This window comes from Nostoc commune NIES-4072, assembly GCF_003113895.1.
Classification (GTDB): Bacteria; Cyanobacteriota; Cyanobacteriia; order Cyanobacteriales; family Nostocaceae; genus Nostoc; species Nostoc commune.
The window spans coordinates 6,886,559-6,913,448 of sequence record NZ_BDUD01000001.1 but is presented as its reverse complement, the minus strand read 5'-3'; the positions used below and the strand labels follow the sequence as shown (position 1 = coordinate 6,913,448).

The following is a 26,890-nucleotide window of genomic DNA, read 5'->3' as shown; positions in this document are numbered from 1 at the left end:
GTAAAGTATTGATTCCTCTGCGTAAATGTTGAAGTTTAATTTTTTACCTGAATGGCGGCGGTAATCCACTTATGAAGTGTGGTTGTAACTTCCTCTATGACAATTTCTTGAGAGTTGCGGGTTGCTCTTTCTACAACTTCGACTTTGCCATTAGCGATCGCTCGCCCGGTTACAATTCGATAAGGTATGCCTATCAAGTCAGCATCTTTAAATTTCACTCCAGCTCGTTCGTCGCGGTCATCTAGTAGGGTTTCAATTCCCGCTTGATTTAGTTCTGTGTAAAGTTTTTGGGCGATTTCGATTTGTTGAGCATCCTTTATGTTGGGAATTGTGATGATCGCGTGATAAGGTGCGATCGCAACTGGCCAAATAATCCCATCTTTATCGTAAGATTGCTCTACGGCAGCTTGTGCTAATCGTGATACACCTACACCAAAACAACCCATCAATAGCGGCTTTTCTTCACCCTGTTCATTGGTATAAGTTGCTCCCATCGCTTGGGAATATTTAGTACCTAATTGGAAGATGTGACCTGCTTCAATTCCACGGGCGCTTTGTAGGATTTGTTCTGAGTTATGGATGGCGCGATCGCCTGGTCTTGCTTTCCGTATATCTACTATTTGCCTTGGTACTGCAAATTGCTCACCCCAATTAGCACCAACTACGTGATAACCAGCTTCATTCGCACCTGTAACAAAGTTTTTTAAATCAACGGCTGTTTGATCCACTAAGCGCAAAAACTTGGGGTGGATCTGTTTATTGGCGTTAATATACTCATCTGCGATATCTGGCGCAATGTAGCCTAAAGGTAGAGATTTAGCTGTCCATGCTTGCTGGGCTTCTACATTTGGTACATTCAAACTAATAATAGTTTTAGCGCTATATTCAGGAGCTAATTTAGTCAATTCATTTTGCAATTTGACTTCATTAACTTCCTGATCGCCTCGGATGCTCACCAAAACTAACACCGTTATACCATTATCATAAACTGTCTGATAAAGGACATTTTTCACTAATTGAGTCGGAGAACAGTTGAGAAGTTGACAGACCTTTTCAATCGTTTCTGTTCCAGGTGTATCGCGTTTCTCGTAGGTTGTAAACCGTGAGGTTTCGGCATCAATTGGTAAAGAAACAGCTTTTTCTACGTTAGCGGCGTATTTACCATCCTCAGTATAGAGAACTTCATCTTCACCAGCTTCTGCCAAAACCATAAATTCTGTAGAACCAGAACCACCAATTGCACCAGAATCAGCTTCCACTGCCCGAAAAGCTAAACCAGAACGGCGTAGGATATTGCTGTACGCTTTATACATATCCTGGTACGTTTCTTTGAGGCTGGCTTCATCGGCATGGAAGGAATAGGCATCCTTCATGATAAACTCCCGTCCGCGCATTAAACCAAAGCGGGGACGAATTTCATCGCGGAATTTGGTTTGAATTTGGTAGAGATTTAGTGGTAGCTGACGATAAGAGCGAATCATATCACGAGCGATCGCTGTGATTACTTCTTCATGAGTTGGGCCTAATCCTAATTGTTGCTCACGGCGGTCAATTAGGGAAAACATGATCCCCTCAGCTTTGGTGTAAGTGTCCCAGCGTTCCGATTCTTTCCATAAATCAGCAGGTTGTAATTGTGGTAGAAGACATTCTTGTGCGCCTGTAGCGTTCATTTCTTCCCGCACAATTTGGGAAACTTTTTGCAGTACCCTCCACATCAAAGGCAAATAAGCATAAAGACCACTACCGATGCGACGAATGTAGCCTGCACGGAGTAATAATTTATGGCTAGGAATCTCAGCATCAGCCGGATCATCCCGCAGTGTAACAAATAACATTTGTGAAAGTCGCATCGTTTATTCCCTTTCCAGAATCTCTAATTTGTTTATAAACCACCTGGCGATTACAAATCGCAGCCACACAAACTCAAAATCTGCCTGGGCAAACTAAAAAGGTATCCTGGTTTTTGAACTTGCATGGTGTGCGATGGCTTTGCCCGCCGCAGGCATCGGCATCTTACAGCCGTTAAGATGTGGCATGATATAATCTTTGCAACTATTTAATCTAGGTCTAGGTTATGAGTCTTTTGACATTAAAACTAGACACCGTTCACCTGAGTGACGAACAATTTTATCACTTATGTCAAAATAACCGCGAATTGAAATTTGAACGCACTGCCAAGGGAGAATTAATCATCATGTCCCCTGTTGGAGGTGAAAGCGGCAATCGAGAAGCAGATTTAATTATTGATTTGGGAATCTGGAATCGGCAAACTGGACTGGGTTACACTTTCAGTTCTTCTACTATATTCAAATTACCTAATGGTGCTGACCGTTCCCCAGATGCTGCTTGGATTCAACGAGAACGTTGGCAAGCACTTACGCCTGAACAAAGACGCAAATTTCCCCCCATTGCACCCGATTTTGTCATTGAATTAAGGTCAGCAACAGATGATTTGGAAATGTTGCGTTCCAAAATGCAAGAATATATAGATGCTGGCGTGCAATTAGCATGGTTAATTAACCCTCAACAGCAGCAAGTGGAAGTTTATCGCCAAAAACAAGATGTGGAAGTGCGAAATCTGCCCACACAATTATCGGGTGAAGGTGTATTGCCAGGATTTAGCTTGAGTCTATCCTGTTATTAAGATTTGCAAGTGCTGTTAAATTTCCACTATCTGCCAACATTTTTCATTGCAACATAAAATACTTTATAAGTCTGCGTAAGTATGCTTCATTAAAATAATCTGCGTAGACTAAAAAGGTATCCTATTTTTTTAACTTGAATAATGCGCCAAGCACAGCGTAAGAGGCAGGTTTTATCTCAACTTCATTACTTAGGGCATATTACAGCCGTTAGGATATCTTAAAAGATATAACCATCAGGCGATTAAAATCAGGGAATCTTTAGGAGAAACTACTTTGGCAGATGTAATTTATCAAGCACAGCCACCCTTAGAATTTATTCCTCCGGCGTTTAACCCCTTATTTCTACGATTTGTCCATCTGTTGCTACCTAGTTGGATAAACTGGCAAACACCTATTACCCAGATTGAAGCAGACAACGTAGAGGTGCTGGTGGATCTTTATCGCCAGTTTCAGGAGGGTAAGATCCGTTTTATGCTGGCATTTCGCCATCCAAAAACAGACGATCCGTTTTGTTTGGCTTACTTGCTGTCTCAACTCGTGCCAAAGGTAGCACGATCGCAAGGTACAGCGCTACAATCTCCGATTCACGCTCATTTTATCTACGATCGCGGCATTCCTCTATGGGCAGGTTCCTACGTCGGCTGGATTGCTTCTCGTTTAGGTGGGACTCCGATTCAGCGAGGTAAGGCTGATTGGACGGGGTTACGTTCGGCGCGTGACTTGTTCGCCAATGGACAATTTCCGATGGCGGCTGCGCCAGAGGGTGCAACCAATGGTTTATCAGAGAATATTAGCCCCCTAGAACCTGGTATTGCCCAATTAGGCTTTTGGTGTGCTGAAGATTTGCACAAAGCTGGACGCGACCAACAGGTTCTAATTGTACCAGTTGGGATTAAATATAGTTACGTTGATGCTCCTTGGGATGCGATCGCTAATCTTTTAAGTGAAATGGAAGCGGCTAGTGGTTTACCTGTGAATGAAGCAAAAAACGCTTCTATAGAGTCGCTTTATCCCCGGTTGTTGACTTTGGCAGAACATTTACTTTCGTTAATGGAAAAATTTTACACGCGATTTTATCATCTAAAGCTGGCAGATATCAAAACATTAGGAGGAGAAATTGAAGATAGAAATGAAGCGTTAGCAGTTCGTTTGCAAGCTTTGTTGAATGCAGCACTACTAATCTCAGAACAGTATTTTGATTTGCAGTCAAAAGGTACTTTAAGCGACCGATGTCGGCGGGTAGAACAAGCTGGATGGAATTATATATTTAGAGAAGATTTTAAGGATGTAAAAGGAGTATCTTCTGTTGAAAGAGCTTTAGGCGATCGCGTGGCTGAAGAATCGAATGCGCGGATGTGGCACATGCGTTTAGTAGAAAGTTTTGTGGCTGTTTCTGGTAATTATATTCGTGAGAAACCGACGGTAGAAAGGTTTGCTGAGACAACTTTAATTTTATGGAAAATGATTGCTAAAATAAAAGGCGATAAAGGTGTACAGCGTCCACAATTGGGGAAGCAAAAGGTAAAAATTACTGTGGGTGAACCCATATCTGTTTCTGAGCATTATTCGGCGTATAAGGAAAATCGTTTAGCTGCTAGACAAGCTGTTGCTGATGTAACGAATGATTTACAGCACGCATTGGAAGCATTGATTTGATTAAGAGGGTAATATTCCAAGTTCCTGATCAGCTTGCTTCGGTAATAATTAAATTATCTTCTTGAAAAATTATTTCATTAAGTTTGTTAAGATAGCATCATCTACCTCATTATATTTGTCTGTCTTACAGACTTCAAAACTCTCTGGTAATCTTCTTCACCAGGCATATATGAAACCCATGACGAAGCTCTAAAGAGTCCTTCATAGGTATTAAAAATTTCTATCCCTCTTGAAAGAAGCTCTTCTACTTCTCCCCATAAAACAGTATTAATATTCAGGCTAGCGTCAAGAATAGACCGTCTATCTGTGTGGGCAACCTGTTTATCTCTAAACTCACTTAATTTTTTAACAAGAGGATTAGTTTCTTCGCTGACATATTCTATATCTCGTGTAATAATTTTATGATCTGGCACTCTTGGTATTTGAGATAATTCATCTATAAATTGTCTGTCTTTGATTCTTTCACAAAAATTATCTTTCTCAAATAATTTAGAATTTGCTGAAATAATATTAAGTAGTTTTTTAAGATTTAAACTATCTTTGTGAGTATCATATACTCTACATAACATAAGGATTGTAGTTGTGGCATGAGCATTAATTGTCAGTTGCCAAAATACAGGAGAATGATTCATTTCATAATTATATTCTTCGCTTGCTTTACATAGGTTTGTATGCAAGCGATTATGTATGGATGCATGTACGAGATTATTGGCAATCCCATCTAGTAATTTTCCCAGTTCCTCGCTGGTGACTGTCATATTATTAATATTTTACTGGATGTACTTTACTTTAGAGTATTATGACACATGGATATTACTCAGGCAATTCGCCAAAGCTTCGCGGTAATGCTGTAACAGAGGTTCTGCTAATTCGCGTTGCGATCATTCCTGTTCAGCACGAATACTTTCCTGTTGTGCAAGTTCTTCTGGAGTGGGAAATCTATTACCTTGCTCATCAAATATGAATAAACTTCCTCTAACTTCAGATTAAGAGAATACTAATATCAGTATTACAGGTAAACTAGCAATAATACTCAATTTTATTGAATATAAAAAATCATTATAGCACGTATACTCGCTATAATAGGCTTGACATAAAAATGCTATCGATTGATTATGAATAAAATCACTATATCTAATCTTGATGATGACATCAAATATCGTCTACAAGAACGAGCAGAAAAATCTGGTCGTTCTCTCGAAGAAGAAGCTAAAGAAATTCTTCGTATGGCTCTAATAGAAAATCACGAACAGCCCTTAAACTTAGCTAATATGATTGAGCAGCGTTTTGCAAATTTGGGAGACTTTGAATTACCAGAAATTCCTAGAGAACCTATTCGCACCGTATCAACGTTTGAAGAATGATTATTCTTGATACAAATGTGTTGTCAGAATTAATGAAGCCTAAAAAGGCTGAACTAGTTCGTAGTTGGGCTGCTCAACAATCGTTAATGAGTCTGTTTACCACAACAATCACTCAAGCAGAAATTCTCTATGGTATCGCTTTACTCCCTGTGGGAAAACGACGAGAAGAACTTAGTCAAGCAGCACAACTGATGTTCTCAGAAGATTTCGCTGGGCGTGTTCTTCCTTTTGATCAAGCTGCTGCTGTAGCTTTTGCTAATATTGCGTCTCAAAGAAGACACAATGGTACTCCTATTTCCCAATCTGATGCTCAGATTGCAGCTATTTGTTACACCCATACAGCAACCATAGCAACACGCAATTTCTCTGACTTTGAAGGGTGTGGTATTTCTATTATTAATCCTTGGGAAGTCTCCAGCAGATAGAAGCTACACCCTATAATTGAGGTAGACGATACACGCAGTAGCTTGCCGTTAAACATAGCCTTTTATAAATTAACTGGAAACACCTTAAATAAATCCACAACTAAATCAGGAAAACAGGGCAGCTTAACTGATTCGTTTGGCAGATAAATAAACTTGCGGCGATAACCAAATTTAACTTGCAAAGTTTGATAAGGTTCGCTGTAGCACTCCAGATAATGATCTACTAAATTAAATATCCAATAATCAGAGATACCTGCTTCTGCATAAATAGCTAGCTTTTCCTCTTGATCATATTTTAAGGATGAATCGGCAATCTCAATTAAGAGTAAAATATCAGATGGGCTGGGATGATTTGCTAGATAGTCATCATCTCTATTTATTGCAATTACTCTATCTGGTTCAGGCTCACTGTTGTTAGACAAAGTAATTGGTTGTTGCCCTCGCAGGGTTGCGCGATCGCCTACTAGCTTATATAATTCTCGTTCTAGGCGTGTTTCACAAACAGAGTGCGGTGTGCCTTTTGCTGCCATCTGGATTATTTCACCCTTAATTAGCTCAACTCGCTCATTCTCCTCAAAGAAGCCGAGTTCAACTAGACGGTGATATTCAGCTATAGTAAAGCGTTTAGCAGTGGTAAGGCTCATAACAGCTACGAGAATGCAGAGTTATTTTTATCTTAATATAGCTGTAGCTGATTAAAGTTATGTGGTGGAAGATGGTGATGTGGCTGGTTATTCTTCTTTATCAACAAATAGGGGTAAATATTTTACCCCTACAAAGTTGCGTATTATTTTAAGAGATTATTACTCTGTTAAGTGACTTTCTAGCAAAGATGCGATCGCTTCTGGATGAATATTCTTGTATTTCTTTTTACCAAGGTGTAAAACACAGTTGGGAGCGCTGCTACAGCATTTTTGACAACTCGTATGTTCAATGGTAACTTTGTCTAACAAACCGCGATCGCACAAAGTTTTTTCTAACTCTGATAATAAACCTTTACCACCACGTTTGAGGCAACCGCCCTTTTGACATACCATAATCCTCGCTTTCATTTGAGGTGGTAAATCTTGCTTTGGACATGCATCAATTGGTATCACCCGATAGGCTTTAATTTTTATTTTACTTGTGCGTGAGTCTACCTCACTATGACCACAAACGCGAACTTTTTGTCCAGGAACTAAGGATGAACTTAGTAAACGGCGTAACTCTTTAGGCAATTTAATTTCCACATTTCCAGATGGAACTGCCAATTGCAAATATTTATATTTTCCTGGTTCACCACCAACAAAACCTAGTAACTGTCCCTCAAGGTTCAATTCTGATAACGTCAAATACTTATTACCCATGATTGATAAAAAGTTAGGAGTGGGGGATGAAGAGTTAGGAGTGAGTAGTTAGGAGTGAGGAGTTAAGAATGAGAAGCTAAGAGTTAATAATTCATAACTCCTAACTCTTAACTCCTAACTATTTTTAAGCGAGTCGTTTAGCTTCTACAGTTTGAGGTAAATTTGCTGTATCTGGCAAATCACGAAATTCTAATTCCCAACCATTTGCTAGGGTGAGAACTTTGCCATCATTTCCATCGGTTTGTTTGACGACTTCTTCTTCAAGGTCTTTTTTAGCAACGTAAACTACTAAAGTACCGGCATCATTCATCCGTAGCATTACTTTCATGAGACTCCTCAACCGATTCTAGTTCTTTTTTCTTACAGCCGACGACGAACCCTGTTTCTAAGAAATGCACAGCATATATATAGGAAGTCTGCAAATATGTGCCTATACTCGCTATGTAGCCGATATCTCCTTTGTTCACTAAAACTTGCCCAACTTCTTTACCAGGAAAAGTACCATCGTTCTTAAGCAGTTTCCGAACTCTGACTTTTTCACCAATTTCAAAAGCAGGTGGCAAGTTTAGCTCTAATTCATCACGTTGCATGAGAGTACCTCTGTTCTCTGACCAAATTCAATAGTTCTTCTGTCGTCAAACTGCGTTTTTTCTGTACCGATTGATGGCGCACTGCGTCTAAAACAGATTGGGTTTCTTGGGAGTTCAAGAAAATTCCATGCTGTTGTAGCAAGTTTGCAACCAAATGCCGTCCAGAATGTTTACCTACTACTAAACGTCGTTCCCAACCGACTTCTTCAGGAGCAAATGGTTCGTAAGTGATGGGGTTTTGCATTACTCCGTGAGCATGGATGCCAGATTCGTGAGCAAAGGTATTTTCGCCAACGATCGCTTTCCAGGGTGGTACACTAGCACCTGATGCAGCTGCAACTAGTTGAGACAGTTCCAACAAGTTGGGAGTGTTGATGCCCAAATCAACGCCGTAGATGCGTTTAATTGCCATAACAACTTCTTCTAAAGCTGCATTTCCCGCCCTTTCACCTAATCCGTTGACTGTGGTATTCACTGATAAGGCTCCGGCTTTGATACCCGCAAGGGCATTGGCTGTTGCCAGACCAAAATCATTGTGGGTGTGGATTTCTAGGGGAATCATCAAAGCTGAAACCAGTCGTTTAACCTTGGTGTAGGTGCTGAAAGGGTCGAGAACTCCTACGGTGTCGCAGAAGCGGAACCGGGATGCACCCCATTCTTGGGCATAAAGCGCTACATCTAAGAGAAAGTTTTCATCAGCTCTGGAAGAATCTTCTCCGCCGACTGCTACCCAAAGACCTTGATCGACAGCGAAGCTGATACAGTCTTTGAGTTTTTGCAAACTGACTCGCCATTGACCGTGGAATTTAGCGGCGATTTGAATCCCAGAGACGGGAATGGCAATATGCACCCGGTTAAGTCCGCAAGCGATAGAAGCCTTAATATCTGAGATGACGGCACGGTTCCAGCCCAGGAGTTTTGCTTGTAAACCCAAGTTAGAAATTGCGGCGATCGCACGTGTTTCTTCGTCACCCATTGCCGGTATACCGACTTCTAATTCCGGTATACCAATGGCATCAAGAAATTTAGCGATCGCAACTTTTTCTTCTAAGGTGAATGCAACACCTGCTGCTTGTTCGCCATCACGTAATGTAGTGTCATTAATTATGATTTGATTCATTGCAAATATCCCTCTCTTGGAAGTATTCTTAATAACCTTTCTCTCTACAATCCCCAGCGATGGCAAATGCTAAAAATATCACAATTCATAATGTAGGATACATGATCCTTAATTATTGACTGATTCGTAGCATCACATCTGTATGGCAGAGAACTAAAACCATGTATAATTTACTAATCGTTTTTACCGATGTCAGTTGTAATTTCTTCGATTAGCAACGAACTGATATAGCTATTAGCAAATCCTGAACAAAGTAAAACACAGAATCCAGCAATTAAGGATGTAATCATCTTAGTAACCTCAATTTTTTTAGAGCATTGGTGTGTAATTTCGGCAGGTAATAGTAAGGAAAAGCTAAAGGGTTAAAATGAGCTAACTTTGTTCTGCTAGCCAGTCAAAAATCTTTCCTAGTTGCTCCAAGTCAACTAAACCATACTGCCAGAGGAGCATCGGTAGTGGCCCATTTTCTAATTCACGGTGTCGCAGAGCTACAGCAATATCAGCATTTGAAAGTTCAAGTTCGTTGTGCAAAAAATTCAGAAGTTTTATATCTCTGTTACGAGTCGCCATAATTGATTGAACTTTCAATTTCTTAATTTGCAAAAGAATTAAAAATCATAAATTCCCAGTCTTTTTTGCTAATTTCACCTTTGGAATTGTCGCTAGATGTCAGGAAAATTTCAGATTTATAAGACTGGATAAAATCTAAAACTCGGTTAATCTCCCTCAGTCTGCAACAAATTCTGTTAACATACAGTAGCTTCAACTTCTAAAGCTATTCGAGCTTTGTGCATCTATGAACAAAGAAGGGAGTGGGGAGTGGGGAGTAGGGGATGAAATACTTTTCGTACTCAGGACTCATCACTGTAATGCCAGCAACGCTCTAGCCACTCTAATAATTCGTGACGAGAAGCAAGAAATTGCATAACTGTACTGCGAATTAAAATCGCTTCGAGCAAATTGTTCACTTGCACTCGTAGAGAACCATCGGGGGGACAGGAACTCTTAATTTTTAACTCTTGCAAACGGTGGTAGATTCGCCAGCGATCGCTCAAAGGAATCTGCAAAACTTGATCGCCTAAAGTGTGATTTGTCATTTGTCCGTTGTCCTTTGTTAGTTGTCCTTTGTCATTTGTCGTTTGCTAATGACCAATGACTAATGACTCTTAACGCCTAAAGTTTGCAGTTGTTTTTCGAGTTCTTCAATGCGCGAGAGCAAAGAACGAATCACGGTTGCTTCCACATCGGGTAGCTTTCCATGTTCTAAAGGAGAAAGGCTGGCGTTTTCGTTCCGAGAAATAATTCGACCGGGAATTCCCACGACTGTGCGATCGCTAGGGACATTTTGCAAGACAACCGAACCTGCGCCAATACGGACGCGATCGCCTATTTGCAGATTACCCAAAACTTTCGCACCCGCACCGATGACTGCATTTTTACCCACTGTGGGATGACGCTTACCAGTTTCTTTACCAGTTCCGCCAAGGGTGACGCCCTGATAAATCAGTGTATAGTCGCCCACGATGGCAGTTTCGCCAATGACAACACCCATTCCGTGGTCGATAAACACGCCCTGACCAATCTCTGCACCTGGGTGAATTTCAATTCCTGTTAAAAATCGCCCCAAATGAGAAATTAAGCGGGGGATAAAACCCACACCTCGACAATGTAACCAGTGAGCAAGACGATGCAAACAGAGTGCGTGCAATCCAGGGTAGCAAAACACCACTTCTAGCCAATTACGTGCTGCTGGATCGCGCTCAAAAATAATGCGAAAATCACTCAATAATGGCTCAAGAAAAACGCCAGAGAGAAAATTTTTCAGCATGGATGTATGGGCAGAGTCCTGCGTTTTGGTAGTCTGGCAATCGCTAATACTGTCTAAAGACTGTTGCATCGGTAATGTCTATCTGGTAAAAGAGCCATCTGCTATTTTTATGCTTATATCAGGTGACTTCCAACTCGATACAAAACTCAATGCTGATTGGATTTATTGGATTGATTAAGGTTGTACTCAAACGCTAAAACGCGTACCCCAAGATAAACTTAAAATTTATCTTGGGGTACGGGTGCTAGTGTTTAACGATGGGGGTACTAGTATTTTTGGGGCAGGGGTTAAGAATTTCTATGATCGCTACAAGAAACTTTACCTGCAAGCCTTTGCTAAGATTTAGTCAAGATATTTTGCAATATATTAAGCTGTACTCAGATGCACTCAAATATGAGTTTGATGAGGCTACAAATGGATTTTCTGTATATGCTACTACTGTTATTATCCTATTATTTTCTGAGGCGAAGGACAGGTTTCTTTATTTTATTTTAGGATTTCCTGTCTGTATGTATATATACGTTTCAAAATATAGTTATCGCTCATAGTGGATATCTTATTATATAGATGTGTTGAAGGAAAGCATTGTACTTTTGTAAATATAAGAATCCGATTTGATTACTGAATCATTCGAGTAAAACAACAGGGGTTTTCCTGGAGGTGCATCCCAGGTTTTATTTTCCAATGAGAGAATAACTATCATTGCGATCGCGAGTGCGTCTCGTAGAGATGAGGAACGTTTTACTTCGCTTTGCTTGCAATGATATGTAAAAAAGTGGGATGTTTTCTTTTCCTTGGGCAGTAAATTATAGAATGGACAAAAGTACCTATCAAATTGGCGAATTGTGCTAAATCTTTGCTGAAGCCAACCCGGAACTGAGGAGTAAGAACTAACTTTGGCTACTTTTATTATTTTTTCAATTGTTCTAAATAAACAGCAACCTCTATCATAATGCTGTTACATCTTTGTTAAGAATAGTTACAAGTTCTTAACACAAGGGAATATTGATTATGGCAGTCTCACTAGAAAAGAATGCACCACATCAGGTTGTTATCGTTGGTGGTGGTTTTGGTGGATTGTATGCAGCAAAGGCTTTGAATGCAGCGAATGTAAATGTTACTCTCATTGATAAACGTAACTTTCACCTATTTCAGCCGCTTTTATATCAAGTTGCCACAGGGACGCTATCACCTTCTGATATTTCCGCACCATTGCGATCTGTATTTAAGAAAAGCAAGAATACAAAGGTGTTGTTGGGAGAAGTAAATGAAATTGATCCAAAAGCCCAACAAGTTATTCTAGGTGATGAAGTAGTACCTTATGATACATTAATTATTGCTACAGGTGCTAACCATTCCTACTTCGGTAAAGATCACTGGGAAAAAGTTGCTCCTGGCTTGAAAACTGTGGAAGATGCCATAGAAATGCGTCGCCGGATATTTGGCGCATTTGAAGCAGCAGAAAAAGAAACTGATCCTGAAAAACGCCGTGCTTTCTTGAATTTTGTGATTGTGGGTGGTGGCCCGACTGGTGTAGAATTAGCAGGTGCGATCGCAGAGTTGGCATACAAAACTCTCAAAGAAGATTTCCGCAGCATCGACACTTCAGAAACGAAAATTTTACTATTACAAGGGGGCCCTCGCATCCTCCCACACATGGTGCCAGAATTATCGGCATCAGCAGCAGTATCTTTGCAAAAGTTGGGTGTAGAACTCCACACTCACACCAGGGTGACAAATATCGAAGGTGATATTGTTACTTTCAAGCAAGACAATGAATTTACAGAAATTGCCTCAAAAACTATATTGTGGGCAGCAGGTGTCCAAGGTTCTCCAATGGGGAAAGTCTTAAAAGAAAGTACAGGTGTAGAGTGCGATTACTCTGGGCGTGTAATTGTAGAACCTGACTTGTCTATCGAGGGTTATGCCAACATTTTCGTAATTGGAGATTTAGCTAACTTCTCCCACCAAGATAGTAAAGTCTTACCTGGTGTTGCACCCGTAGCTAAACAACAAGGAGAGTATGTAGGTAAACTAATTCAACGACGGCTTCAAGGTAAGACTTTGCCACAATTTCATTACAATGATGTGGGTAGTTTGGCGATGATTGGGCAAAATTTAGCTGTTGTAGATTTAAGCTTAATCAAACTCACAGGTTTCATTGCTTGGGCATTTTGGCTATTAGTTCACATCTACTTCTTAATCGAGTTTGACACTAAATTACTAGTAGTATTTCAGTGGGCGTGGAATTATATCACTCGTAATCGTCGCTCTAGATTGATTACAGGCCGGGAAGCTTTTGTAGAACCAAAAGCTGTTAACACTAGAGTGCAACAGCCTTCTGGGACACCTCTGTAACTTCAGGTATCACAGCATTAGTCAACGATGAGATAAGAGACTATTGGAGTGATGAGTGGCGTGTGGTGGGAAATCTTGGGCGAAGATTAGCTGTTCCACGAAAAGAATATGGGGATGAGATACCGCCCTAAGCTATTTTGGCAATTTGGCATTTCATGACTTCGAGTTGCAGTTTAAATGGAGATATCAACACAAAGGGACAGTAAAGAAGTTGTACGAAGGATAAGGTAAAACTTTCCGCTTCTCGTGTCCCAGCTATGCCAGTTGTCAAGTGAGTGCTGTAGAAATGCTCTACATAAATGATACAGCACTCACCAGAGTTCAGTTCCCGCTCTACAACTGGCTAGAAATCAACAAAACCAAATATAGTCTAAATGGGCAAAATTAGGTTTCATTTACAAATCTCCAAGTTCCATCACGAAATACAAGGATTTGCAGTTCATCACCTGCCAAAATAAATACATTACCAGTTGTGTCACTAAAACGGAATAGCATCTCAGTTCTATGATAGAAACAAGCCAGTAATTAGGTTTAACTTATGTCTTCCCCTGTCCTGGAAAACCCTACGACTGCTGAGACTTCCTATGTTCTTCTGTACAATGTCAGTTGGGAACAATTAGAACAGCTTGATGTCACCCTTGCAGGGACAAGCGCACGACTAACTTATTTAGATAATATTCTCGAAATTATGTCCCCACTTTCTGACGACCACGAGGACAGTAAAAAAACTCTGGCGATGTTGCTGGAAGTCTATATGCGGACGAAAAAGATCCGGTTTTATGGGCGAGGAAGTGCAACCATCGGTAAAAAGTCAGACAAAACGCGACGGGAACCGGATGAGTCTTATAATTTAGGAGCAAAAAAACCTATTCCCGATTTAATTTTGGAAATAACTGTCACCAGTGGCGGAATTAATAAGCTACAAATTTATCAGAGATTGCGAGTACCTGAAGTCTGGTTTTGGGAAGATGGCTTATTATCAGTTTATTGTTTACAAGCTGATAACTATATAAAAGTTACTAGAAGTACTTTATTGCCTGATTTAGATTTAGATTTATTAGCAAAATATGCGCGAATGGCTGACCAATATGATGCTGTGACTGAATATAGTCAGATAATAACTAAAGCAACCTGAACTAAAATCAAAATGACTATAAAGCCATTCTCTGGTGACACCAAAATAGAGAATTATAGGACTCATATTTGATTTTTGAACAAAACTCAGTACACCTTTATTCCTTCTTCCCAGTCCCCAGTCCCCAGTTCCCAATCCCTTACCTTTAGGACTGATTCAGAAATCAAATCGGATTGCTATAGTATAGTATCATCTACCTGTTCGGTGAGTTGCTGCATTGAAATTAAAACTTCGGTGAGCGCAGTGGCTAATTGATAATCCCGGACAAGTTCTTCAACCTCAAAAGTGGCTGGAAGAATTTCGCGGTTAGACTGAGCAGCAGTGACACTATTGTTTACAAAGGCTAGGCTTTTATCACCCATTTTTACCAACTTGCGCCGTTCTTCAGTGCTAAGAGTGACTAAAAAGGGCATCTTTTGTTGGATTTTTTGCAGCGCAGCTTTGATTTCTTGGATATCTTGTGGCGAAAGGGCGGCTGCAATATTTTGATAGGACATTGTATATTTACCTTGGAAGTTCTAATGATGAAGTAGCAATAGTTGCTAAGTATAGAATTCCCATTGGTGGGTGCGATCGCACATTTTCTGATAATTTTTAGTTTAGTAGGCTGTGTTAGCGCAGGGTTACGCACCACAATACAATAGGCTAATTAATAATCTTGAACAATTCTTTAAGCGATGTCTACGACGGGCTATGCCTACACACATCATAACCTATTTATTTATCTGTTTTAGCGCCGACGCTGAGGGATACTGACCAGATGCAATTAAAGCTTGTCGTTCTACAATCCTTTCATCGCCGTTAAAATCTAGGATGCGTGCGGTTACTTCACCAATGTCTGTTTGATGCTGAATTACAGCCTCATCTAGTCGAAAATGCTCACCCCAAAAGTCTCTGCGTGGGTTAAAAAACCGCACAAGTTCGCCAGTTTGCCAATTAATTGACCCCAAATCCGTGCCTTTTTGCATTACATGGGATAATCAGAAAGCCCTCATGTAGAGACGCGATTTATCGCGTCTGAAAAACTAGCACGTTAGACGCGATAAATCGCCGTCTCTACAGGAATATTGTTGTCAATTATTCCCTAATTGTGCCAACTTCTTCTGAGCAAATTCCCGCACTTGCTCATCTGGGTCATTCTTGGCGCGATCGCACTTAACCCCACATCTTGCCAGAGAATAAATCCTCTGGCTAATAGCTCAACTCCACTGAAGCGGACTAAAACTTTGGTTCAGTCTTCTTTAGAAGACTTTAGCTATGAGATAGGGTGTGATAATTCCGTTAAGTGTAAGGAATTTTTTGGTTTAAAATAGCGATCGCCCTGCCTTTTTTGGTAACTTTCGTTTCACCCATTTTTTGATGAGTTAAGAAAAATAAGAGTAAATAAAGATATTTTAAGTATTTTAAAAAACCAGTACCTCTAAGTTAACTTTGTTCAAACTCCGGGTAGAATCGGCTAGTCGAGAGTTCCGTGTAATATAAATTACTACAAGGCTAGAGGGAAGTTTAAGATGGTTGCATTTGCTTTAAAACCAACACAGATACTTAGAGGCATATTAGCCACATCGCTACTGAGTCTAATGTCCTTAGAGGTTCTTACCACCGCCGCGTTGGGCAATCCGCCCCCTGCGTCTGTTGAAACTAAGGTGAAAGTGCCTAGTACAATGACCGATAAGACCTTTTTTAATACTGACCGTTACTTGAAAGTGCCGCCCAATTTCTCTGTCTCTGTTTATGCTCGCATTACCAAAGCTCGCTTTATGGCAGTTGCTCCCAATGGGGATCTTCTAGTATCACAGCCGAGTACGGGTAAAGTGTTAATTGTCCGGCCAAATGGCAGCAAAGACCCAATTATTTCTGACTTCGTGACGGGTCTACGCAGACCACACGACATTGTGTTTCATAAGATTGACAATACCACATACGTTTATATCTCTGAGACTCATCAAATTAACCGCTTCATCTACAACTCTGGAGATAGAATCGCCAAAAATCGCCAAATCGTTGTAACTGGCTTACCAGACAGCAGCACCTCAGAACTCAGAGGTGCTTATGGTCACGAATTAAAAAATATCGCGCTTGATGCCAATCACAAACTGTACGTGTCGATCGCCTCTACATGTAATGCTTGCAAGGAAGATACTGTTAGTACCCCAAAACGTGGTGCGATTTACCAGTATAACGCTAATGGAACCAATCAACGGCTTTTTGCCCAAGGTTTACGTAATGCCGAAGGATTAGCATTTTTACCTGGCACAAATGATCTTTGGGTAGTTGTTAATAATCGAGATGAGATCCGCTATCCCTTCAACGATAGTACCGGCAATTACGGTAAAGTTATCCCCTCTTACGTAGACAACCACCCGCCAGAGGAGTTTACGAAAGTCCGAGATGGCGGTAACTACGGTTGGCCATTCTGCAACCCCAATCCTGACACGTCAACTGGCCTCAACAATATGCCCTTTGACCGCGATTATCAGTTCAATCGTGATGGAAGCGTTAATTGCAATGCAATGGACAGGATTAACAAGGGTATTCAAGCCCATTCTGCTCCCTTGGGACTAACATTCTTACAAAATACCAGGTTTCCCAGCCTGTACTCAAATGGGGTCGTGACGGGGCTACATGGTTCATGGAATCGGCAGAAGAAAACGGGCTACAGAATAGCTTATTTTCCCTGGAACAGTACGACAAAGACTCCAGGAGAAGAGATAGATCTAGTTAGCGGTTGGCTAGTTCCAAGAACGGAAGAAGTCTGGGGGCGACCGGTGGATATGGTAGTCGATCTGCAAGGTAATTTGTTAATTTCGGATGACTCCAGTGGTACTATCTACAAGCTCTCTTACACGCCGCCAGGAGAAGTTAAGGTCTACAGAGATCCTAATTTGACTGGAGTTTCTCAGTCTTTTCCTAAAAACCCAGGAGTATACAAAGCGAACAAAGGTGACTTAAAGGTTGTAGGCAATGACACTATTAGCTCGTTAAGTGTACCAGCAGGTACAGTGGTACGTGTCTGCCAAAATGAAACTGGTGGTCGATGCCGTGAGTTTAGTGCTGGTGATTATAAATCTCTTGGATCTGACTTCGATAACATAATATCGTTTATACAAGTCAAGTAGCACCACTCACCGAATTTTAGATTTTAAATTTTGGATTTTGGTGAAGCAGCGCGCTCTTGGGGAGCCAGTGCGGTCTTGGGGTTTCCCCAAGTGGAGCATCTGGCGTGGTTTCCCCCATGAGCGACTGCACCAAGCCGTTCGCGCAGCGTCTCCCCTTGGGAGAAGGGATTGAATAGCCTAAAATCCAAAATTTAAAAAAGTCCCAGAGTAAGCGAATTTAAACGCGAGAACAATTTGATGAGCCAAAATCAAAAATTAAATCATCTGTGCTGCTTTTGGCTGATTGTCCTCCAATCAACTAGAAACTGCGATCTCTAGATGGGCTGCGCGATCGCAATTTTCCCTACTGCGCGCCCAGTTTCGCTATAAGTATGAGCCGCCGCTAATTCTTGTAAGGGATATGTGCGATCAATCACCACACGAATTTTATCTGCTTCAATCAATTCTTTGAGAAAAAGTAAGTCTTTAACGTTAGGTTTCTCAAAAAGAAATTTCGCTTTTTGACCAGGAAGGAACGCTGTTAAGACGCTCTCTAACAAGACTTCAGGGCTGGGTAATGTGGTGATATAAATTCCGTTGGGTTTGAGGATTCTTTTGGTTTGTGAGAGCGATCGCTTACCCACTGCATCAAAGATAATGTCATACTGCGCTGTATCTTCGGTAAAATCTTGCTGCGTATAATCAATCACGCGGTCTGCTCCCAAAGATTTCACCAAATCTAAATTTTTGGTACTGCTAACTCCTGTCACCTGTGCGCCTAAAACCTTAGCAATTTGCACTGCAAAAGTCCCTACACCGCCCGCAGCACCATTAATTAAGACATTTTGTCCTGTTTGAATATTTCCTTGATCTCGCAGCGCTTGCAGAGCTGTCAGCGCTGCTAAAGGCACAGCCGCAGCTTCTTCATAAGATAAATTCGTTGGTTTAAGCACCGCCAAGTTTTCTGGGATGGCTGCAAACTCTGCGTAACCTCCTCCAGGGAAGCTAGTACTCCCATAAATAGCATCTCCTGGTTTAAAGCGAGTAACTTGAGAGCCAACCTCTACAACTTCTCCCGCCACATCAAACCCCAGAATCTTTGGGAATTTGCTGCCGGTAATCAAACTCAACATCCCTTGGCGAATTTTCCAATCAATGGGATTAACGCTACTAGCACGAACTTTCACAAGTAACTGCGTTGGCTCAATTTTCGGCTGTTCCACATCTTCATACTGCAACACTTCAACGCCGCCATACCGACGGATAACCACTGCTTTCATCGCATTCCTCCTGCTACCCTGTTTGATTCAATGAACTTAGACAGCTTATGAATATAGTGTAGCGATGCCTCACTACCCTATTCTTATGCCAATATTCAATCGGAAGTGGTGTTTGATCGAAACCGCGATCGCTATTTGTGGATGGATATAGGTTGGGATGGCGATCGCCGCATTCATGGCTGTCTGGTTCATATTGACCTAATTGATGGCAAAATCTGGATTCAACGGGATGGCACTGAAGAAGGTATTGCCGCCGATTTAGAACGGGCTGGAATTCCTAAAGAACATATCGTCCTTGGCTTTCGTCCACCGGAGTTAAGACCCTACACAGGCTATGCAGTTGCTTAAAGCCCACATTCCGCACTTCAAAAAGTAGTACAAGGGGTTACATAGGGATAGCCAAGTACAAGTAAATAATAATACACATAAACGCTCATTGAACCCGCATGTAGAAATAAATCTGTGTGACGAAGACGGTGCGGTTAAAGTGGGAGCGAAAAAATTAATTTTAAGATTTTTATAAAACTAAATATACAGTGGTAAGCGTCCAAGTGAGACAATCAAAAAAGCTCAAAAATATTTAAGGGAAAAAAATGTCTCCAATCGAAAATGCCAAAATTAAAAATATCGACCACTTAGGAATAGTGGCAGGGTTAATTGATGAAATAGGAATCGTTGAAATAATTAATTCCAAATTAGTAATAGACCCTCGTGAGAAGATTACGGCAGGAATATTGGTGAAAGCTATTTTAATTAATGGATTAGGATTTGTATCAAGACCTTTATATTTGTTTAGTCAGTTTTTTGATGATAAAGCCATCGAAATATTATTGGGAGAAGATATAGAAAAAGATCATATTAATGACGATAAAATTGGAAGAGTCATGGATAAATTGTATAAACATGGCTTAAATAATCATCTGTTTATAAAGATTGTATTATCAGTGATTAAAAATTTTAAAATAGATACGAAATATTCACATCTGGATGCCACATCATTGGGAGCATCCAGTTTTGGAAGATTTACCATTTATGGGAAAATGTAAAGGAAAAGAACTCTGTGCGATCGCTGACAATGAACCAAGAGAAACAGTTGATAGTGTTAATCACATCCTCTCTATTCGTTGTGCTTATCTCAATGGTTTATTAGCTATTTGAGTCTTTCTGCCAAAAGTGGATGCTCCCTGTGAACCTGAACCGTAATTGTAATCGGTCATTGGAAGAGATGACTTGAACAGTACCTTTAGAAGCTTTACTAAAGTTGGGTGTAGAGAACACGGTTTATCCTTGTTAGTACCTTTTTTAGTACACCAACTTTACACCCAAGTTACACCCAAAATCACCTAAAAAGAGCTAAAATTTGTTTCTAGCAATAAACTAATATACCGTCCTCAACGCAAGAGGATACAGAGCAAATCCTTGAAACGCTTGTTAGATAAGGCTTTTTTTTAAAGCGGGCGATGGGACTCGAACCCACGACGTTCACCATGGGAAGATGACATTCTACCACTGAATTACACCCGCGAATTGCTACTATAAACTTAGGGCTATAATCAAGAATACCACATTTACAGCTGTTTCAAATTTACTAGAACATACACTGTTTTGGCAACCGCTTATGTATGAGTGCTGTGGTTGTTCAAATTGGAGAATATTTTTAGCTGATGACGGCACTGAATACCATATTTCACTAAAGAACAATGTTTTCACCTCGCTCGGTAAAGCGAACCTCTTTAATATTCCATTGAGCATTACTTGTTAAGGTTTTGCGGAGACTGCCAAATAGAGCAAACTGTTCACAACTAGAAAGAGAAGCTATTTGTCGCTTTGAATCAGGGGATATTCGTAAATCAACTGTAGCAATACCATTTTTGATGTTGACACGATACCCAGACAACCTCAAGTCGCTTGTATCTCGTTTTTCTAAAATTTTACTCACTACGTTTTTCACTGGTTCCTCAGCTGGTACTGAAACCTTTTCTGGAATGAGTTCTTGACATTGGGTATCACTTGTATACATCGTGACGCTGGTAGTTCTGTTAGTGACAGCTTTAGGAATTGATAAAGAAGGCGTATTTTCCTTTGGAAATTCTTGATTAGGAGATTTTTCTCTTAATTGAGCTACGCTAGGAATCTGGCTGGGAGTCTGAGACGATGCGCTATTTGTCGGTGTTGTGGTAGAGGATGGCGTTCCACTGTCAATATTACGAGCGGTGGGGTTAGAATTACAACTGCTGAGGCTGACAATAATTGTCACAAAAATAAGGGGTAAAAAATATCTCTTGTTTGTGCTCATAATTTTCCTCATAAGTGATATTGCTGCTATTAACTTCAGTGTAGCTGGTATCAATTCCACATAATTAGTGAATATTGAGCCAGTTTATAAAGTGTCAACCCGAAATCTGTTCAAGTCGAGGGCTATACTATATACCAAAATTACAACATCTGCTGTTCAAGGAGCAATGTCTGATAACAAGCCGCTTTGCGTCTACGCCAATCCCAAAAAGCTTAACCAGAATAAGCCGAGGTGCAGGCAACAAAAATATACTGATCCTTGGTTAAATCAATGTAATTTATTTATGAAACAATACTTAGAAGTTTGAGCAGATGATTATCTTAAGTAGTTAAACAAAATTAACTACTTAATTTTTTCCAAATTCTCTAAGAATTTTTTCAACAGATGCAACGAAAGTTTTCCAATTTTTGTAACCATCTATTGCAATCTATTCATACTTAATAAACTGCCACAAAATTTTAATTAAATTTAACTTAGGTGAATAAACAGGTAATTCAAAGATGGTAACACTAAGTTTTCTCCATTCTTCAATCTTATCAGAATGGCATCACTAGTATGTATAAAGGATTGATCAAGTGTTCTCAATATATCACCGTATTCTTCCAATTTTAATCCGATTGAACTTTGGTGGTCGCAATTACTATAGCAATTACTATAGAGGATTTGCTCAGAGCGATCGCTGTCCGATAAAAAAGTAAGTTTTCTTAAGGTAATGGTACGCTACTAACTCTCATTAAGCCGCTTAATCACTACCTTCATCGTTTAACTCTGAATCTATTTTTCCTTCTGTTGTTCAACTACAACCTGTTTTAAACTTTACCCTTTCATAAACGCGAAGCTACAATTTATTAACAATCGTGATTCGTTAGAAAAACTTGTACTTTGAAGTTGCTAATTAAAAGTAAATTATTAGTTTTCACTACTTTTCTGCTTGCTCAACTCCTGCACTAATAATTGCACTCCCAAAGCCAACAAACCAAGTGCTACTATACCAAATATCCCACTTCCCAGAGCGACTACACCAACAACAAGAGTCCTAACAGCAGAAGAAATCCTAATTACTAATGGATTAATTGAATGGAGAGGTTTAGTAGCAAAATTTGTAGCGATCGCAATCATCAGCGAATACATTGCATATCCCATTCCTCCAGAAATCACCGCCCCAGTTAAACAGCGTAAAGGACTCGCTGTCACCTGTATTTTAGTATCCGTTTGTGGTGTTAAATTTTGGTCACTCATACGATTTTGGATTTTATATTTTGGATTGGGCCATTAAGAGTAATTCTTGTCTATCCCTAAGCTTCATCAACGAAAAAAATTATTTAAACAGACGATGCCACTTTAATACCATGTGTGATTGTCCGAGTTACAAACAATTCTAAGTCCTCATCAAGAATTGATTCTCTCACTTGCCGCAAAACTAGTTCTGCCTGCTGCTGAGACTCAAAAAGAGCAAATACTGTTGGTCCAGAGCCAGACATCATTGTTCCTAAAACGCCTTCTTGATTTGCAAATACTTCTCGCAGTTGCAATACTTGGGGATAGGCTGGCAATACCACGCGCTCCAAATCATTGTGCAATTTTTGGGCAATTTCTCCCACATCTTTATTTACGACAGCTTTTACTATTGCTCCTGAATGAACTGCATTAGCACGCGCTGCCAAGTTTTCGCTATCTCTAATATAAGAATGACCAAACTGCTCTTGATAGGTTTTGTATGCCCAAGCGGTGGAAACTTCCAGGCTGCGGTATTTTGCCAACAGTATATAAATATTATCCAAACTTGGCAAAGGAGAAAGTTGCTCACCTCTACCTGTTGCGATCGCAGTTCCACCCGCTACACAAAATGGGACATCCGAACCAAGTGTACCTCCCAACTCCTCTAATTCGGACTGAGTTAGCCCCAACTTCCACAGTAAATCTATTCCTACTAAGACAGCTGCTGCATTCGTCGAACCTCCAGCCAACCCAGCAGCTACAGGAATTTGCTTGTTTATGCTAATCTCCACACCCCCATATTGAGCGAAGGCTTGGGGAAATTGCATTGCCATTAATTCTGCTGCGCGGTAAGCCAGATTACTTTTATCTGTCGGTACTTGTGGGTGGTTGCAGTGAATACGGATGCTATCAGTGCTGATGGAACGGACATCAATTTGGTCTACAAGTCCGATACTTTGAAGTATCATAACTAACTCATGATATCCATCCGGGCGATCGCCAATGATTTCCAGATACAAGTTGATTTTGGCAGGGGCAATTAGGCTGTAGGAATGCATTTTCTGGGAATGGGGAATGGGGGATGGGGAATGGGGAATGGAGAATGGAGAATGGGAAAAAATTTGCCTTATCCCCTACTCCCTACTCCCCACTCCCAATTCGTTTGCAAGAATTACCCATTGCTGAACGCCGAGGTCTTCGGCTCTAGCTTGGGGATTTATTTTTAATTGTTCCAGTAAGTGGCTCAAGCGATCGCGTTCTATAACTGATTGCAAATTATTTCGTAACATTTTGCGCTTGGAACCAAACCCCAACTTTAAGAAATTCTCTAACTGTCGAGGATTAAGCGCTGGTATTTCTATTTTTCGGGGACGCAACCGCACCACTGCCGAATCGACTTTTGGCGGTGGATGGAATGCGGCCGCTGGGACTGTGCAGATTAACTCACACTCAGCCAAATACTGTACCCGCACACTCAACGCCCCAAAGGTTTTTGAGCCTGGTTTAGCATATAATCTTTCTGCTACTTCTTTTTGTACCAGCAACACTATTGAATCAAATGGTTCGGGATTGGGGTTAGCGATCGTACCCAGTAGTTTCTCAATGATTGGCCCTGTAATGTTGTAAGGAATATTGGCTACTACCTTGTTTGGCTTGTGGAAATTGGGAAAGGCTGCCAGATAAGATGGTAAATCTAGACTGAGAAAATCGCCTTGCAGCAGTAAAAAATTTTCAGTCTTACCAAGCTGGTTTGACAACAGTTGGCATAAGTCGCGGTCTATTTCAACTGCAACCAGAGATTGTACTAAAGGTAATAAACGACGAGTCAGAATCCCGGTTCCAGGGCCAATTTCTAGGACGCGATCGCCTTTAGCGGAGCGATCGCTTTTTGTACACTCTGCTGCTTTAATAATTGCGTCGAGCGCCTTCTCACTTTTGAGCCAATGTTGAGCAAAGACCTTACGCGGTCGGATCATCTGTATTTCTTGCCTAGTCTAGTTTTTAGCTTTTTATCAAAAACTCATTATAAATTTTGAAGTCCCTCTACAGCGCTAGACATACTGTAACGCCTATCTTCTCTTCTAAACGCTCCACGAACGTAGTGATGGCGATCGCGTAAATGTCCATAAAATAAACTTCACCTGTAAGATAGAAGTCTTAAACTGCAAGCTCCGCAACAACTATGCTCTTATATATATCGTTACTTCGAGCATTTGGATTCAGGACAAATCGCTCCAGCAAGACTACTCCTGCCTTTTTCTATAATCATTACTATAATCACTCAACCTGCATCAGATCCCATTTAGAGACAAGCAACATCCATTATTCACACAGTCAGGTTTAGCCACTTCGTTCTCGCCTTCCTTCTGTTGCTTAACCCATTAACCTGAAAGTAAGTCCAGTCAAGCGATTTGCCTTTTGTAGAAAAAAAATAAATTTACCCCTTGACAAACTAGGGTATGACTAGTTAATCTAGTTAAGTGGAAAGGCAACAGACGCCAACCACCGCTGAACCTAAAAAATATAATACTTTGAAAGCTTAAGAAAAAACCAATCCTCGTCAAAAGATTTGACTTTTGGGAAATCACAAAAGGACAGTCAAAATTAACAACTAGGATTCCGGGAAATATTTTTTTCGGAGCCACAAACTCGAAACACAACAAAACGGAGAGTTTGATCCTGGCTCAGGATGAACGCTGGCGGTATGCTTAACACATGCAAGTCGAACGGTGCTTTAGGGCACAGTGGCGGACGGGTGAGTAACGCGTGAGAATCTGGCTTCAGGTCTGGGACAACCACTGGAAACGGTGGCTAATACCGGATGTGCCGAAAGGTGAAAGATTAATTGCCTGGAGATGAGCTCGCGTCTGATTAGCTAGTAGGTGTGGTAAAGGCGCACCTAGGCGACGATCAGTAGCTGGTCTGAGAGGACGATCAGCCACACTGGGACTGAGACACGGCCCAGACTCCTACGGGAGGCAGCAGTGGGGAATTTTCCGCAATGGGCGAAAGCCTGACGGAGCAATACCGCGTGAGGGAGGAAGGCTCTTGGGTCGTAAACCTCTTTTCTCAGGGAAGAAAAAAATGACGGTACCTGAGGAATAAGCATCGGCTAACTCCGTGCCAGCAGCCGCGGTAATACGGAGGATGCAAGCGTTATCCGGAATGATTGGGCGTAAAGCGTCCGCAGGTGGCTGTGTAAGTCTGCTGTTAAAGAGTCTAGCTCAACTAGATAAGAGCAGTGGAAACTACACGGCTAGAGTACGTTCGGGGCAGAGGGAATTCCTGGTGTAGCGGTGAAATGCGTAGAGATCAGGAAGAACACCGGTGGCGAAGGCGCTCTGCTAGGCCGTAACTGACACTGAGGGACGAAAGCTAGGGGAGCGAATGGGATTAGATACCCCAGTAGTCCTAGCCGTAAACGATGGATACTAGGCGTGGCTTGTATCGACCCGAGCCGTGCCGTAGCTAACGCGTTAAGTATCCCGCCTGGGGAGTACGCCGGCAACGGTGAAACTCAAAGGAATTGACGGGGGCCCGCACAAGCGGTGGAGTATGTGGTTTAATTCGATGCAACGCGAAGAACCTTACCAAGGCTTGACATGTCGCGAATCTTCTCGAAAGGGAAGAGTGCCTTCGGGAGCGCGAACACAGGTGGTGCATGGCTGTCGTCAGCTCGTGTCGTGAGATGTTGGGTTAAGTCCCGCAACGAGCGCAACCCTCGTTTTTAGTTGCCAGCATTAAGTTGGGCACTCTAGAGAGACTGCCGGTGACAAACCGGAGGAAGGTGGGGATGACGTCAAGTCAGCATGCCCCTTACGCCTTGGGCTACACACGTACTACAATGCTCCGGACAGAGGGCAGCAAGCGGGCGACCGCAAGCAAATCCCGGAAACCGGAGCTCAGTTCAGATCGCAGGCTGCAACTCGCCTGCGTGAAGGAGGAATCGCTAGTAATTGCAGGTCAGCATACTGCAGTGAATTCGTTCCCGGGCCTTGTACACACCGCCCGTCACACCATGGAAGCTGGTAGTGCCCGAAGTCATTACTCCAACTGTCAAAAGAGGAGGATGCCTAAGGCAGGACTGGTGACTGGGGTGAAGTCGTAACAAGGTAGCCGTACCGGAAGGTGTGGCTGGATCACCTCCTTTTTAGGGAGACCTACACCCCTTACATATCGAAAAACACACTAGTTTTATAGATAGTAAGTTGGTCTATAACTAGGTCGGTCGAGTATTGGTATAAAGCTTTCAAAGTATTAATGGTTCAGAATATTAAACAAAATAAGGAAATTGAGAAATCAGCAACATGACTTAACTGGAGTCAGACTGCTGAGTTGTATCTCAGCCAGAACCTTGAAAACTGCATAGTAACGCGAAAATAGCAGGCAGACACAGACATTGAGAGTGCTGAGTACTGAGTGCTGAGTACTGAGTAAAATCAGTAGGAAGTGACGAGGTAAGCAGAACTAACTATTTGTGAATGCAAGTCATTAAAAGACCAAATATTTGAGTGGTCAAGCTAATAAGGGC

Annotated in this window: 27 protein-coding genes, 1 tRNA gene, 2 rRNA genes and 3 pseudogenes (1 of these 33 only partly in view); 14 read left to right on the top strand and 19 right to left on the bottom strand. The window is 41.3% G+C overall.

The genetic code is table 11. From position 1 onward, the window contains the following. Positions 1-35: 35 nt before the first annotated feature. Positions 36-1,850, bottom strand: coding sequence for a proline--tRNA ligase (locus tag CDC33_RS31010; protein ID WP_109012185.1), 1,815 nt, complete (start codon positions 1,848-1,850; stop codon positions 36-38). A gap of 224 nt (positions 1,851-2,074) precedes the next feature. Here CDC33_RS31010 and CDC33_RS31005 point away from each other — a divergent pair, with 224 nt between their 5' ends. Further along, positions 2,075-2,644, top strand: coding sequence for a Uma2 family endonuclease (locus CDC33_RS31005; protein ID WP_109012184.1), 570 nt, complete (start codon positions 2,075-2,077; stop codon positions 2,642-2,644). Between the two features lie 274 nt (positions 2,645-2,918). Beyond that, positions 2,919-4,301 (top strand): lysophospholipid acyltransferase family protein, encoded by a 1,383-nt coding sequence (locus tag CDC33_RS31000; RefSeq protein WP_109012183.1) that lies wholly within the window; start codon positions 2,919-2,921, stop codon positions 4,299-4,301. A 101-nt stretch (positions 4,302-4,402) separates the two neighbouring features. On the opposite strand, the gene CDC33_RS30995 is transcribed toward CDC33_RS31000, so the two are convergent. After that, complete coding sequence (locus CDC33_RS30995; protein ID WP_109012182.1) at positions 4,403-5,059, bottom strand: AbiU2 domain-containing protein; 657 nt, start codon at positions 5,057-5,059, stop codon at positions 4,403-4,405. Positions 5,060-5,100: 41 nt separating this feature from the next. Here CDC33_RS30995 and CDC33_RS39280 point away from each other — a divergent pair, with 41 nt between their 5' ends. The 3 genes from CDC33_RS39280 (at position 5,101) to CDC33_RS30985 (ending at position 6,090) form a co-directional block, all read left to right on the top strand. Then, the gene (locus CDC33_RS39280; protein WP_181374187.1) at positions 5,101-5,265 is read left to right on the top strand and encodes a hypothetical protein; all 165 of its coding nucleotides are present in this window, start codon (positions 5,101-5,103) and stop codon (positions 5,263-5,265) included. A gap of 151 nt (positions 5,266-5,416) precedes the next feature. Next, positions 5,417-5,665 (top strand): FitA-like ribbon-helix-helix domain-containing protein, encoded by a 249-nt coding sequence (locus CDC33_RS30990; RefSeq protein WP_109012181.1) that lies wholly within the window; start codon positions 5,417-5,419, stop codon positions 5,663-5,665. After that, positions 5,662-6,090: a type II toxin-antitoxin system VapC family toxin gene (locus CDC33_RS30985; RefSeq protein ID WP_109012180.1), complete on the top strand. Its 429-nt coding sequence runs from the start codon at positions 5,662-5,664 to the stop codon at positions 6,088-6,090. Before CDC33_RS30990 ends, CDC33_RS30985 begins: the two co-directional genes overlap by 4 nt. A gap of 62 nt (positions 6,091-6,152) precedes the next feature. Here CDC33_RS30985 and CDC33_RS30980 read toward each other — a convergent pair whose 3' ends face one another. From CDC33_RS30980 to cysE, 8 genes are all read right to left on the bottom strand, one after another. Beyond that, positions 6,153-6,734 (bottom strand): Uma2 family endonuclease, encoded by a 582-nt coding sequence (locus CDC33_RS30980; RefSeq protein WP_109012179.1) that lies wholly within the window; start codon positions 6,732-6,734, stop codon positions 6,153-6,155. Positions 6,735-6,893: 159 nt separating this feature from the next. Beyond that, the gene (locus tag CDC33_RS30975; RefSeq protein WP_109012178.1) at positions 6,894-7,436 is read right to left on the bottom strand and encodes a (2Fe-2S) ferredoxin domain-containing protein; all 543 of its coding nucleotides are present in this window, start codon (positions 7,434-7,436) and stop codon (positions 6,894-6,896) included. A gap of 124 nt (positions 7,437-7,560) precedes the next feature. Next, a complete protein-coding gene (nifT, locus tag CDC33_RS30970) occupies positions 7,561-7,764 on the bottom strand; it encodes a putative nitrogen fixation protein NifT (RefSeq protein WP_100900485.1) in 204 nt (67 codons plus the stop codon). Then, positions 7,739-8,026 (bottom strand): nitrogen fixation protein NifZ, encoded by a 288-nt coding sequence (locus CDC33_RS30965; protein ID WP_069070441.1) that lies wholly within the window; start codon positions 8,024-8,026, stop codon positions 7,739-7,741. The genes nifT and CDC33_RS30965 overlap by 26 nt, the downstream gene beginning before the upstream one ends. After that, positions 8,016-9,146 carry a homocitrate synthase gene (gene nifV / locus CDC33_RS30960; RefSeq protein WP_109012177.1) on the bottom strand — a complete coding sequence of 377 codons (1,131 nt, stop codon included), beginning with the start codon at positions 9,144-9,146 and terminating at the stop codon, positions 8,016-8,018. The genes CDC33_RS30965 and nifV overlap by 11 nt, the downstream gene beginning before the upstream one ends. 372 nt (positions 9,147-9,518) lie before the next feature. After that, positions 9,519-9,716 carry a DUF2949 domain-containing protein gene (locus CDC33_RS30955; RefSeq protein ID WP_109012176.1) on the bottom strand — a complete coding sequence of 66 codons (198 nt, stop codon included), beginning with the start codon at positions 9,714-9,716 and terminating at the stop codon, positions 9,519-9,521. Positions 9,717-9,997: 281 nt separating this feature from the next. Continuing rightward, positions 9,998-10,243, bottom strand: coding sequence for an Asr1405/Asl0597 family protein (locus tag CDC33_RS30950; RefSeq protein ID WP_100903080.1), 246 nt, complete (start codon positions 10,241-10,243; stop codon positions 9,998-10,000). 59 nt (positions 10,244-10,302) lie between these two features. Continuing rightward, the gene (gene cysE, locus CDC33_RS30945) at positions 10,303-11,043 is read right to left on the bottom strand and encodes a serine O-acetyltransferase (protein ID WP_109012175.1); all 741 of its coding nucleotides are present in this window, start codon (positions 11,041-11,043) and stop codon (positions 10,303-10,305) included. Between the two features lie 942 nt (positions 11,044-11,985). On the opposite strand from cysE, the gene CDC33_RS30935 reads away from it, so the two are divergent. Continuing rightward, positions 11,986-13,332 (top strand): NAD(P)/FAD-dependent oxidoreductase, encoded by a 1,347-nt coding sequence (locus CDC33_RS30935; RefSeq protein ID WP_109012173.1) that lies wholly within the window; start codon positions 11,986-11,988, stop codon positions 13,330-13,332. Between the two features lie 384 nt (positions 13,333-13,716). Here the strand turns inward: CDC33_RS30935 and CDC33_RS42020 are convergent, their stop codons facing one another. Then, entirely contained in the window at positions 13,717-13,827 is a 111-nt protein-coding gene (locus CDC33_RS42020; protein ID WP_439956631.1) for a DUF6888 family protein, read from the bottom strand. A 43-nt stretch (positions 13,828-13,870) separates the two neighbouring features. Between CDC33_RS42020 and CDC33_RS30930 the strand changes: the two genes are divergently transcribed. After that, positions 13,871-14,467: a Uma2 family endonuclease gene (locus tag CDC33_RS30930; RefSeq protein WP_109012172.1), complete on the top strand. Its 597-nt coding sequence runs from the start codon at positions 13,871-13,873 to the stop codon at positions 14,465-14,467. A 179-nt stretch (positions 14,468-14,646) separates the two neighbouring features. On the opposite strand, the pseudogene CDC33_RS30925 reads toward CDC33_RS30930, so the two are convergent. Both CDC33_RS30925 and CDC33_RS30920 read right to left on the bottom strand, forming a co-directional pair. Next, positions 14,647-14,964 (bottom strand): annotated as a pseudogene (locus tag CDC33_RS30925) (hypothetical protein); the annotation flags it as partial. 216 nt (positions 14,965-15,180) lie between these two features. Continuing rightward, positions 15,181-15,435: a hypothetical protein gene (locus CDC33_RS30920; protein ID WP_244919385.1), complete on the bottom strand. Its 255-nt coding sequence runs from the start codon at positions 15,433-15,435 to the stop codon at positions 15,181-15,183. 153 nt (positions 15,436-15,588) lie between these two features. Here CDC33_RS30920 and CDC33_RS39945 point away from each other — a divergent pair, with 153 nt between their 5' ends. Together CDC33_RS39945 and CDC33_RS30915 are read left to right on the top strand one after the other, a co-directional pair. Further along, positions 15,589-15,780: a hypothetical protein gene (locus CDC33_RS39945; protein WP_219930079.1), complete on the top strand. Its 192-nt coding sequence runs from the start codon at positions 15,589-15,591 to the stop codon at positions 15,778-15,780. A 198-nt stretch (positions 15,781-15,978) separates the two neighbouring features. After that, positions 15,979-17,586, top strand: a complete 1,608-nt coding sequence (locus CDC33_RS30915; protein ID WP_109012171.1) for a PQQ-dependent sugar dehydrogenase — start codon at positions 15,979-15,981, stop codon at positions 17,584-17,586. 314 nt (positions 17,587-17,900) lie between these two features. Here the strand turns inward: CDC33_RS30915 and CDC33_RS30910 are convergent, their stop codons facing one another. Continuing rightward, positions 17,901-18,845: an NAD(P)-dependent alcohol dehydrogenase gene (locus CDC33_RS30910; protein ID WP_109012170.1), complete on the bottom strand. Its 945-nt coding sequence runs from the start codon at positions 18,843-18,845 to the stop codon at positions 17,901-17,903. An 81-nt stretch (positions 18,846-18,926) separates the two neighbouring features. Here CDC33_RS30910 and CDC33_RS30905 point away from each other — a divergent pair. The 3 genes and pseudogenes from CDC33_RS30905 to CDC33_RS41420 form a co-directional block, all read left to right on the top strand. Further along, a pseudogene (locus CDC33_RS30905) lies at positions 18,927-19,193 on the top strand (XisI protein); the annotation flags it as partial. A gap of 245 nt (positions 19,194-19,438) precedes the next feature. Continuing rightward, positions 19,439-19,843: pseudogene (locus CDC33_RS30900) on the top strand (DUF4277 domain-containing protein); the annotation flags it as partial. Positions 19,844-19,877: 34 nt separating this feature from the next. After that, positions 19,878-20,003: a hypothetical protein gene (locus CDC33_RS41420; RefSeq protein WP_280524438.1), complete on the top strand. Its 126-nt coding sequence runs from the start codon at positions 19,878-19,880 to the stop codon at positions 20,001-20,003. Positions 20,004-20,297: 294 nt separating this feature from the next. Here the strand turns inward: CDC33_RS41420 and CDC33_RS30895 are convergent. The 5 genes from CDC33_RS30895 to rsmA form a co-directional block, all read right to left on the bottom strand. Further along, positions 20,298-20,369, bottom strand: a tRNA-Gly gene (locus CDC33_RS30895). Positions 20,370-20,535: 166 nt separating this feature from the next. Next, positions 20,536-21,153: a GerMN domain-containing protein gene (locus tag CDC33_RS30890; protein WP_109012168.1), complete on the bottom strand. Its 618-nt coding sequence runs from the start codon at positions 21,151-21,153 to the stop codon at positions 20,536-20,538. An 897-nt stretch (positions 21,154-22,050) separates the two neighbouring features. Beyond that, entirely contained in the window at positions 22,051-22,380 is a 330-nt protein-coding gene (locus CDC33_RS30880) for a DUF3082 domain-containing protein (protein WP_109012167.1), read from the bottom strand. Between the two features lie 83 nt (positions 22,381-22,463). Further along, the gene (gene ispE / locus CDC33_RS30875) at positions 22,464-23,417 is read right to left on the bottom strand and encodes a 4-(cytidine 5'-diphospho)-2-C-methyl-D-erythritol kinase (RefSeq protein WP_109012166.1); all 954 of its coding nucleotides are present in this window, start codon (positions 23,415-23,417) and stop codon (positions 22,464-22,466) included. Positions 23,418-23,492: 75 nt separating this feature from the next. Then, positions 23,493-24,335 (bottom strand): 16S rRNA (adenine(1518)-N(6)/adenine(1519)-N(6))-dimethyltransferase RsmA, encoded by an 843-nt coding sequence (gene rsmA / locus CDC33_RS30870; protein WP_109012165.1) that lies wholly within the window; start codon positions 24,333-24,335, stop codon positions 23,493-23,495. A gap of 685 nt (positions 24,336-25,020) precedes the next feature. Between rsmA and CDC33_RS30865 the strand changes: the two genes are divergently transcribed. Together CDC33_RS30865 and CDC33_RS30860 are read left to right on the top strand one after the other, a co-directional pair. Continuing rightward, positions 25,021-26,509, top strand: a 16S ribosomal RNA gene (locus tag CDC33_RS30865). A gap of 363 nt (positions 26,510-26,872) precedes the next feature. Continuing rightward, a 23S ribosomal RNA gene (locus tag CDC33_RS30860) occupies positions 26,873-26,890 on the top strand; it runs 2,873 nt beyond the window's last position. Together the 16S and 23S rRNA genes form the textbook arrangement of a ribosomal RNA operon.

Bases quoted from the DNA above. Each gene is read 5' to 3' on its own strand.
- CDC33_RS30950 (WP_100903080.1), bottom strand. From the start codon at position 10,243: ATGACAAATCACACTTTAGGCGATCAAGTTTTGCAGATTCCTTTGAGC.
- CDC33_RS30935 (WP_109012173.1), top strand. From the start codon at position 11,986: ATGGCAGTCTCACTAGAAAAGAATGCACCACATCAGGTTGTTATCGTT.
- CDC33_RS30920 (WP_244919385.1), bottom strand. From the start codon at position 15,435: ATGCAAAAAGGCACGGATTTGGGGTCAATTAATTGGCAAACTGGCGAA.
- nifV (WP_109012177.1), bottom strand. From the start codon at position 9,146: ATGAATCAAATCATAATTAATGACACTACATTACGTGATGGCGAACAA.
- nifT (WP_100900485.1), bottom strand. From the start codon at position 7,764: ATGAAAGTAATGCTACGGATGAATGATGCCGGTACTTTAGTAGTTTAC.
- CDC33_RS31010 (WP_109012185.1), bottom strand. From the start codon at position 1,850: ATGCGACTTTCACAAATGTTATTTGTTACACTGCGGGATGATCCGGCT.
- CDC33_RS30975 (WP_109012178.1), bottom strand. From the start codon at position 7,436: ATGGGTAATAAGTATTTGACGTTATCAGAATTGAACCTTGAGGGACAG.
- CDC33_RS30965 (WP_069070441.1), bottom strand. From the start codon at position 8,026: ATGCAACGTGATGAATTAGAGCTAAACTTGCCACCTGCTTTTGAAATT.
- CDC33_RS30980 (WP_109012179.1), bottom strand. From the start codon at position 6,734: ATGAGCCTTACCACTGCTAAACGCTTTACTATAGCTGAATATCACCGT.
- CDC33_RS30915 (WP_109012171.1), top strand. From the start codon at position 15,979: ATGGTTGCATTTGCTTTAAAACCAACACAGATACTTAGAGGCATATTA.
- CDC33_RS30890 (WP_109012168.1), bottom strand. From the start codon at position 21,153: ATGAGGAAAATTATGAGCACAAACAAGAGATATTTTTTACCCCTTATT.
- CDC33_RS30995 (WP_109012182.1), bottom strand. From the start codon at position 5,059: ATGACAGTCACCAGCGAGGAACTGGGAAAATTACTAGATGGGATTGCC.
- rsmA (WP_109012165.1), bottom strand. From the start codon at position 24,335: ATGATCCGACCGCGTAAGGTCTTTGCTCAACATTGGCTCAAAAGTGAG.
- CDC33_RS30955 (WP_109012176.1), bottom strand. From the start codon at position 9,716: ATGGCGACTCGTAACAGAGATATAAAACTTCTGAATTTTTTGCACAAC.
- ispE (WP_109012166.1), bottom strand. From the start codon at position 23,417: ATGCATTCCTACAGCCTAATTGCCCCTGCCAAAATCAACTTGTATCTG.
- CDC33_RS31005 (WP_109012184.1), top strand. From the start codon at position 2,075: ATGAGTCTTTTGACATTAAAACTAGACACCGTTCACCTGAGTGACGAA.
- CDC33_RS30910 (WP_109012170.1), bottom strand. From the start codon at position 18,845: ATGAAAGCAGTGGTTATCCGTCGGTATGGCGGCGTTGAAGTGTTGCAG.
- CDC33_RS30985 (WP_109012180.1), top strand. From the start codon at position 5,662: ATGATTATTCTTGATACAAATGTGTTGTCAGAATTAATGAAGCCTAAA.
- CDC33_RS30990 (WP_109012181.1), top strand. From the start codon at position 5,417: ATGAATAAAATCACTATATCTAATCTTGATGATGACATCAAATATCGT.
- CDC33_RS39280 (WP_181374187.1), top strand. From the start codon at position 5,101: ATGACACATGGATATTACTCAGGCAATTCGCCAAAGCTTCGCGGTAAT.
- CDC33_RS30880 (WP_109012167.1), bottom strand. From the start codon at position 22,380: ATGAGTGACCAAAATTTAACACCACAAACGGATACTAAAATACAGGTG.
- CDC33_RS41420 (WP_280524438.1), top strand. From the start codon at position 19,878: ATGGGAAAATGTAAAGGAAAAGAACTCTGTGCGATCGCTGACAATGAA.
- CDC33_RS42020 (WP_439956631.1), bottom strand. From the start codon at position 13,827: ATGCTATTCCGTTTTAGTGACACAACTGGTAATGTATTTATTTTGGCA.
- CDC33_RS30930 (WP_109012172.1), top strand. From the start codon at position 13,871: ATGTCTTCCCCTGTCCTGGAAAACCCTACGACTGCTGAGACTTCCTAT.
- cysE (WP_109012175.1), bottom strand. From the start codon at position 11,043: ATGCAACAGTCTTTAGACAGTATTAGCGATTGCCAGACTACCAAAACG.